Origin of the sequence: Mastigocoleus sp. MO_188.B34 (assembly GCF_030065675.1) — a bacterium.
Classification (GTDB): Bacteria; Cyanobacteriota; Cyanobacteriia; order Cyanobacteriales; family Nostocaceae; genus Mastigocoleus.
Genome location: NZ_JASJDK010000208.1, coordinates 1 through 8,347, shown reverse-complemented (window position 1 = coordinate 8,347; position 8,347 = coordinate 1). Strand labels below are relative to the sequence as shown.

5 protein-coding genes are annotated in these 8,347 nt (G+C 35.6%); 3 read left to right on the top strand and 2 right to left on the bottom strand.

Annotation, left to right across the window (positions count from 1 at the left end; genetic code table 11):
- Nucleotides 1-284 precede the first annotated feature (284 nt).
- Nucleotides 285-1,109 carry a 3-methyl-2-oxobutanoate hydroxymethyltransferase gene (gene panB, locus QNJ50_RS27850; RefSeq protein ID WP_300642246.1) on the top strand — a complete coding sequence of 275 codons (825 nt, stop codon included), beginning with the start codon at nt 285-287 and terminating at the stop codon, nt 1,107-1,109.
- 215 nt (nt 1,110-1,324) lie between these two features.
- On the opposite strand, the gene QNJ50_RS27845 is transcribed toward panB, so the two are convergent.
- Nucleotides 1,325-3,205 (bottom strand): ATP-binding protein, encoded by a 1,881-nt coding sequence (locus tag QNJ50_RS27845; protein WP_300642243.1) that lies wholly within the window; start codon nt 3,203-3,205, stop codon nt 1,325-1,327.
- A 524-nt stretch (nt 3,206-3,729) separates the two neighbouring features.
- Nucleotides 3,730-5,385 (bottom strand): iron uptake porin, encoded by a 1,656-nt coding sequence (locus tag QNJ50_RS27840; protein ID WP_300642241.1) that lies wholly within the window; start codon nt 5,383-5,385, stop codon nt 3,730-3,732.
- A gap of 573 nt (nt 5,386-5,958) precedes the next feature.
- Here QNJ50_RS27840 and QNJ50_RS27835 point away from each other — a divergent pair.
- Together QNJ50_RS27835 and rfbA are read left to right on the top strand one after the other, a co-directional pair.
- Nucleotides 5,959-7,149: an AGE family epimerase/isomerase gene (locus QNJ50_RS27835; RefSeq protein ID WP_300642238.1), complete on the top strand. Its 1,191-nt coding sequence runs from the start codon at nt 5,959-5,961 to the stop codon at nt 7,147-7,149.
- A 233-nt stretch (nt 7,150-7,382) separates the two neighbouring features.
- On the top strand, nt 7,383-8,270 hold the full coding sequence (gene rfbA, locus QNJ50_RS27830) for a glucose-1-phosphate thymidylyltransferase RfbA (RefSeq protein ID WP_300642235.1): 888 nt from the start codon (nt 7,383-7,385) through the stop codon (nt 8,268-8,270).
- The last annotated feature ends 77 nt before the right edge of the window (nt 8,271-8,347 follow it).

The window sequence follows — 8,347 nt, the reverse complement described above, 5'->3', positions numbered from 1 at the left end:
ATTGTAGTGGACTGACACGCCTAAAATGATGCAATAGATTTGTCCTAAAATTTATTTCAATTAATGATTTTTGGATTTTGCTAATGCACTATTTTAGCTGTGTCAGTCCAGTAGGGTGCGTTAGACGGAAGTCATAACGCACCAAAAGCTTTAAGGATCGTGGGTTACGAGTACGGTTAACGCACCCTAAGGTCTCCAAAACTCCTCATAATTGATAGGAAGACCACTAAGTACGACTCCGTAGTTAAAATATAAATACCAATAAAATTTCAGGGTGAAGCTTAATGAAGAAGGATGTAAAGTATCTGCTTGATAAAAAGAAAAACAAGCAAAAAATTATTGCTCTTACTTGCTACGACTACACTACTGCTCTTCTACAAGATAAAGCAGGAATAGATGTAATTTTTGTCGGTGACAGTGTAGGAACTAATGTTTTAGGTTATGAAGACGAAACTCAGGTGACAATGAGTGATATTGTGCATCATCTTAAGGCTGTTCGTAGAGGAGTAAAAGAAAGCTTTATTCTTGCGGATTTACCTCACGTGTCTTATCAAACTCCGGAACAAGCTTTAGAAAACTCCAAAAAATTGATTTCCCACGGTGCAGATTGTGTCAAGTTAGAAGGATTACAAGAAAATGTTGTTGAATGCTTAATAGAACATAATATTCCAGTTTGCGGACATCTTGGTTTGCAACCCCAAACTCACCAAAAAAAAGCCGTTCAAGGTAAAACTTTTGACCAAGCTAAAGAAATTATTACAGCTGCAAAAAGATTAGAAACCTTGGGCATATTTATGTTAGTTTTAGAACTGATTCCAGAAGAATTAGGTCAAGTTGTTACCCAAAAACTAAATATTCCTACTATTGGTATTGGTTCTGGACGTTACACGGATGGACAGGTATTAATTGTTAATGATATTTTAGGAATAACACCCCGTAAACTTCGATTAGCGAAAAAATATCAAGACTTTCAAACCTTGACTGTAGATGCGATTGAAAAATATAGTCAAGATATAGAAAAAAACCTTTTCCCTGCAGAAGAAAATCTACGACATATGCCAAAAGCAGAATTAGACGAATTAAATCAATGGTTGCATCAAAATCAATAATTTAGAATTAAGATTATGATTATTGATTTAAAATTGTATTTTTGTTATGTAGTTTTTGATTATATTTTCAACTGGCGTAATAAGTGCGACATATTTTGGTTTCGTAAAAAACTTTTATTTGTTCCTGTAAATTACTCGTAAATTAAATAACCAAAAATACAAGTAAAAACAAAGAGTCAAAACAAAAAAAATGCGTACTATCGTTTGTTTTCTTGCTACTTAAATCTTGGAGAAAACACAGTAGAATTTACGACTTGCTTGACTGGTATCTCTAACACAAATTCGCTCCCTACCCCTAACTCAGAACTGCAGCACAGTTTACCTTGATGTTTATCAGTTAAAATTTGATAGCTGATGGATAATCCTAAACCCGTACCTTTACCAACGGGTTTTGTTGTAAAAAATGGGTCGAATAACTTAGATTGTACTTCTTGATTCATACCCAAACCATTATCTTTAATACTAATTCTCACCCATTTTTTATCCACACATTCAGTATTAATAGTTATAGTGTTGGGTTCTGCTTCTATATCCCCGTAACTGAGTCCTTGGTTAGATTCTTCCAAAGCATCAATTGCATTGGTTAGCAAATTCATAAAAACTTGGTTGAGTTGACCAGGATAGCAATCAACAAAGGGTAGATCGCCATAATTCCTGATAATTTCAATTTCTGGGCGTTTTTCTGTTGCTTTCAAACGATTTTGTAGAATCATCAATGTATTATCAATGCCTTCATGAAGATCTACTCGCTTAAAATCAGATTCATCAAGGCGAGAGAAATTCCTTAACGATAATACAATCTCCCGAATTCTGTTTGTTCCTACTTGCATGGACTTTAACAGCTTGGTTAAATCTTTCACAATAAACCCAAGCTCAATAGCTTCTATTTGAGATTGAATTTCTTCGGAAGGTTTTGGATAACAATCTTGATAAAGAGCAAGTAATTCTAATAATTCTTGGATGTACTCAGTTGCGTGAACTAAATTTCCGTGGATAAAGCTGACTGGATTATTTATTTCGTGTGCGACTCCCGCTACAAGTTGACCCAAACTAGACATTTTCTCACTTTGAATTAACTGAGCTTGGGTTGATTGCAATTCCTGTAGAGTTTTTTCAAGATATATATTTTTCTCATCTAAATTTTTATTAATGAGTTTGTGTTCTTCTAATAGTTGTTTTACTTTAGAAATTAACTCATTTAAAGATGTACTAAGAACCCCAACCTCATCTGTAGTCACAACAGGAATTTGTAAGTCAAAGTTTGCTTCCTGAGTTACTTGTTTTGCAAGTTTAGTAGTATTTTGTAAGGGATAGGTAATGGTACGACTCACGTACATTGCTAAAATCGCAGCAATTAGTATTGATATAATTACACTGCTAAAAATTATCTGACGCCGTAGCTGATAAGCTCCTAGAGTGTAAGATTTTGCTAATTTATATTCCTCCTCAAGACGTTCACTTAAGACTACTAAACCATCCGATAACCGATTTACATCGATCACTAAATCATTATCACTAAAATCCAGCAGTTTCTTCTTCACTGCATCTTTATTTCTTGGTTCTAAATAAAGAATATTAACTTCTTGCAACAGTTCTTCTGTTTCTCGAATATATTTTTCCGGGATACTTCCATGCTCTTCGAGAAAATTTTCTATTGCTTCCAATTCACCTTCTTCTTCTTCTTCTCCATCAGTACCACCTTCACTATCTTTAAATTTTTTCCATTGTTTCTGAAAATTTTCTTTATGTTTAATAAATAAAGCATAATTTTCTGTTAATTTTTCCGTGTCATTTAAAACAACAGAAAACATTAGGAAATGTTGATGAGTCTGTAATAATTCCAGATTTAGAGTGCTTATCAGCCTAAATTCTTCATTTGCATCTTCTTCTTGGTATATAGCTTTTTGGTGAAAGCTATCTCCAATCAATACTCCAGTAATTGAACCAATAACAGCTATACCTAAAGCCACAGTATACCCCAAACCGATTTTACGACCTACTTTCAGATTCCCAAACCACTTATTAAATATGGCTTTCCGAGACCTGAGTGTATCTTGAGGATCTGTATTTGATGTAGATGACTTAGCTGGAGACATATTTGACTCGACTAATCCTTAGGTGTTTGAGTATAAGTCAGATGGTTGTGTTGTTGTCAGAGGATAGGACAATTTATTTTTTGGTTTTAGTATAAAACATGCTTAATAAACATCCGTAACATCTTCAGAGTTATATCCTTTCTCACAAACAATCAAATAACATCAAGGAAATATTGCTCTTACCTTATGATATCTAAGCCACAAAAAAATAAGTATATTTATGATTATGTTTGTTTAAAGTTTTACTATTTTATTTTCAGATGATGAATTAAAAACTTAGGATGTAATTCAGTATTAATACTATCGTCGTTTTTTAGACATTTACTATTTAACAACTGAAATGATGTATCAAAAATCATGCATTGAATATAGTTAATTATTAAAAATTTAGCCAATAACTTGTATAACGATAATTCGATTTAAGTTTAGTTGGGTCAGAATAACCCAAAAGAATTGTAAAGATATTCCGTGGAACATCTCTACACGATTTATAAAAGAAAACTTTTTAGTTTCTTGTCAAATCACTAAAATGTAAACGTAGTTCTCAAAGTCCCGATAAAAATATCGTCATTGTCCCGATCTTGATTGGGAGCATTTAACCAAATAACACCAGGAGTAATGGAAATATTGTCGTTTACTGGATATCTGTAAAATGCCTCAACATGTAAAGGAGTGTCATTAGTAAAATCTGCAGGACGTGGGTTGAGACGACCAGCATAGGGTTCTGCACCTGCAATAATTCCACCTAAACTACCTTTTTTACCCAAGTCAGGGAATGCAAGTGCGATCGCATAATTCCAAATTTCTGCATCACCTCCATTGAAATCAACATCGGTAAAGCTACCCCAACCTCTAATACTAAATTTAGGGCTAACATCAAATTGAGCTTGAACTCCATAGGAATTACTATTAATTCTTCTTTCCTCTGTTCCAGGAAGTAATCCATTAGCAAGATTCGTTCCCGTCCCTCCAAAAGCAAAGGTTCCATCACCAGGATCGTAGCCGTTTACGTAGGTGAGACCAAACTTAAATCGTTTTGCAGGTTGTACCACAATTTGACCCATGGCGGAATAATTACCATTAAATAAGCCTGCTTTACTGGAAGGGTCAGAACCATTTTTCGCCAGATAACCTCCCTCCAGTTTGATTAGTTTATTTAGCTTGTAACTGAAACCAACTCCAGTTGTAGAGTTCGCAATACCAAGACGGTAAATAGGGTTGCGTTCCCCAAATCGGGAAAGTGCACCGGTTCCACCACCACCTGTATTCAAGCCGGGGTTAAATACATCTGCATAGAAGTGATGAGCCCCCAAACTCGCCATTGCAGTTACTTTCAGTTTTTCACCAACAGGGAAGACATAATGCAAGCGGTCAATAATCACATCATTATTACCAGCGCCATCATGAGCAAAACGCCCTTCGTTGGTACCTAACTCATCAGCAAATGAGTTACCGATATTTCCTGCAGTCAAACGAGTAAATAGTTTATCTTTCCCCGTAAAGCTGGATACTAACTGGAGGCGGACTTTATTATTAAAAACTGCTTGAGTTTCTGTGTCATCTCCAAAGGTGTCTGCAAGAGTAAAGGTAGCTTCCCCTTTAAGTTTTGTGGTGGTAGAAAATTGATTTGCTTCTAGTTCCGCTGTGCGAGCTTCTAAGCTATCAACTCTACCTCGTAAAGTTGCTAGTTCAGCAGAAAAATCTTCCTGTAAACGTTGTAATAAGGCTAAGTCTTGTTTGGTAACTAGATCCGCTGTTGCTGTTGCAATCAATTCATTGACACGATCCAAGCAAGCATTTAAACCCGCAGCAAATTCATAACGCGTTAAAGCACGATTCCCGCGATAAGTACTATTTGGGTATCCTGCAATACAGCCATAACGTTCAACAAGGGATTGTAAAGCTTGAAACGCCCAATCTGTAGGTTGGACATCAGACAACTGAGATACTGATGTTACCTGAGATATGATCTGTGTCTGTTGTTGTTCGAGTTTGTTAATTTCCTTTAGAGGTATATTTTTAGTGTGAGTTGCTTTAGTGGCAGTTGTTTTTACTGATTTGATATTAATATTTTTCTGGGCTGCAATTGTCCTGGTAGATGTTAAACCAAATAATCCTAACAAAGTCGCACTTAATAAAAATTGATGACCTAACCATGTGAAAATCCAATTTCTATACATGATTTGATTCACTCCTCAAAACAGATTTTTTCTAACTAAATATCTTCCTTACAGAGAAATAATCCTAAAAGTATGTTGTCAAACAATTGACACATACGGTACTGAATTATTAATCAAGAATATAAATGATGAGATGACCTAAATTGTATGTTTCGTTACTTTTTTATAATTGCTTATTCAGAGTTTAAGAAAATTGAAGAAAAGTTAAAAAATCACCAGCAAAACGCTAGCTCAATATCAATTCAAGGAGTAAACGATAATGCCTAGCAAAATTTTATAAAGTATCTTTAGAGTATAAAAATCTTAAAGATAAGAAATCACTTTCATTACTACGGATTCTCGAAAATATTGTATTTAAAGTTACATTGATTTTGTGTCTTCAAAAAATAATATGAGAATGACACTTAATGCAAGTCCCTAATTACAAGCCGGTCAGATTTAGGTCTCTTTAATCCCTGATAAATAGGGGAAACTTAGATGTAATTCCCTTAATTCATAGACATACCACTTGTTTGTAATCCACAGCAAGGAGATAATTAAGCTCATTGATTTTTATGTAATAGATTTTATACAATGAGCAGTGCGACTAAATATAGGTTTGAAGAACTTGCAGAACTTTATAAAGATACTCTTCTCAAAAATGTAATTCCATTTTGGGAGCAAAATTCAGTTGACTGGGAAAAAGGTGGTTACTTCACCTGCTTGGACAGAAGCGGTAAAATTTACGATACTGACAAGTTTGTATGGTTGCAAAACCGTCAGGTGTGGTTGTTTTCCATGCTGTATAACAAGCTTGATAAGCGCGATCGCTGGCTAAAAATTGCTGGTAATGGTGCAAAATTCCTCGCTCAACACGGACGCGACCCAGACGGGAATTGGTATTTTTCCCTCACCCGTGAAGGTAATCCTTTGGTACAACCTTATAATATATTTTCTGATTGCTTTGCAGCTATGGCATTTAGTCAATATGCTTTAGCTTCTGGAGAAAATTGGGCAAAGGATATCGCACTACAAGCTTATAATAACGTTTTACGTCGTAAAGAAAATCCCAAAGGTAAATACAATAAAAGCTATCCCGGTACTCGTCCCATGAAAGCTTTAGCTGTACCAATGATTTTGGCTAACTTGTCTTTGGAGATGGCTTGGTTATTGCAAAGCGACACCCTAGAGGAAATTTTAGATGCAACCATAACTGAAGTTATGGGTGATTTTCTCGATCCAGAACGAGGATTGATGTTAGAAAATGTTGCTCCTGACGGTTCGCAAGTCAACTCCTTCGAAGGACGTTTGATTAACCCCGGTCACGGGATGGAAGCTATGTGGTTTGCGATCGATATCGCTCAGAGAAGTGAAAATAATAACCTAATTAATCGCTCTGTTGACGTCATGCTCAACATTTTGAATTTTGCTTGGGACAAAGAATACGGCGGTTTGTACTATTTTATGGATATTAATGGGAACCCCCTCCAGCAACTAGAATGGGATCAAAAACTGTGGTGGGTGCATTTAGAATCTTTAGTTGGATTAGTGATGGGTTATCGCTTAACAGGACGGGAAGAGTGTTGGGAATGGTATGAAAAAATGCATGATTATGCTTGGTCACACTTTAGCGATATGGAAAATGGTGAGTGGTTTGGTTACTTAAACCGTCGTGGTGAAGTACTATTAAATCTCAAGGGTGGTAAATGGAAAGGTTGTTTTCACGTTCCTCGAGCAATGTATCTTTGCTTTAAAGAGTTTAATAATTTAGGGACAAAAGTTTGAGAGTTTAGCGATGGATAGAAACTAATATCTAACTTTAAGTTAAAAAATATTAATTTAAAATCTAAAAATTTGGCGTTGCTGAATCAAAGTATGAATTTGCGTTTGGCGCAGCCGTGCGGATCAGCGTCTCCTGGAGGGAGATAGATTTGTCCCCATGCTCTCCTCACACTTGCCACACTTGTTCCCAGTCTCCAGGCTGGGAACAAGTAAAACAACTCTATCAAGAATAGCAAATGAAAGGAATTATTCTAGCAGGTGGTTCTGGTACCCGACTTTATCCTTTAACTCATGTTGTCAGTAAACAATTAATGCCAGTTTACGACAAGCCGATGATTTACTATCCTTTATCTGTATTGATGTTGGCTGGGATTCGGGATATTTTAATTATTTCTACACCTAAAGATTTAAGTTTGTTTCAGCAATTATTAAAGGATGGTACCCAGTGGGGTTTGAAGTTTAGTTACATCGAGCAACCAAAACCAGAAGGGTTAGCACAAGCTTTTATTTTAGGTCAAAATTTTATTGATAATCAACCAGTTTGTTTAATTTTAGGAGATAACATATTTTATGGACATGGTTTAATTGATATATTAACCCGTGCAGCTACTCTCAGGGAAGGTGGATTGGTATTTGGGTATCAAGTCAAAGCTCCCCAGAATTATGGTGTGATTGAATTCGATTCTGATGGAAGGGCTATTAATGTTGAAGAAAAACCATTGAATCCTAAGTCTAAATATGCAGTTCCGGGAATTTATTTTTATGATTCTCAAGTCGTAGAGATTGCTGCTAATCTTAAACCTTCTACTCGTAATGAGTTGGAAATTACAGATGTAAATATGATTTACTTACAACAAGGTAAATTAAATGTAGAAGTGTTGGGACGTGGATATGCTTGGTTGGATACTGGAACTCATGAATCTTTACTTCAAGCTGCTAACTATATTCAGACTTTGGAAGAACGACAAGGCTTAAAAATCGCCTGTATTGAAGAGATTGCTTATAGGTTGGGATATATCGATGCTAAGCAATTATTTGAGTTAACTCAACCTATGGCTAAAAGTAGTTATGGTCGTTATTTAATGGAAGTTTTGCAGGATGAACGAAAAGATGTATTTTGGTAATTCTCTTGGATCTCCCTAAATCCCTCTTAGAAAAAGGAACTTTGACCTCATTCCCCCTTGAAAAGGGGGAATGAGGT

Excerpts from the sequence above, each read along its gene's own strand:
- panB (WP_300642246.1), top strand. The coding sequence starts at position 285 with ATGAAGAAGGATGTAAAGTATCTGCTTGATAAAAAGAAAAACAAGCAA.
- QNJ50_RS27845 (WP_300642243.1), bottom strand. The coding sequence starts at position 3,205 with ATGTCTCCAGCTAAGTCATCTACATCAAATACAGATCCTCAAGATACA.
- QNJ50_RS27840 (WP_300642241.1), bottom strand. The coding sequence starts at position 5,385 with ATGTATAGAAATTGGATTTTCACATGGTTAGGTCATCAATTTTTATTA.
- QNJ50_RS27835 (WP_300642238.1), top strand. The coding sequence starts at position 5,959 with ATGAGCAGTGCGACTAAATATAGGTTTGAAGAACTTGCAGAACTTTAT.
- rfbA (WP_300642235.1), top strand. The coding sequence starts at position 7,383 with ATGAAAGGAATTATTCTAGCAGGTGGTTCTGGTACCCGACTTTATCCT.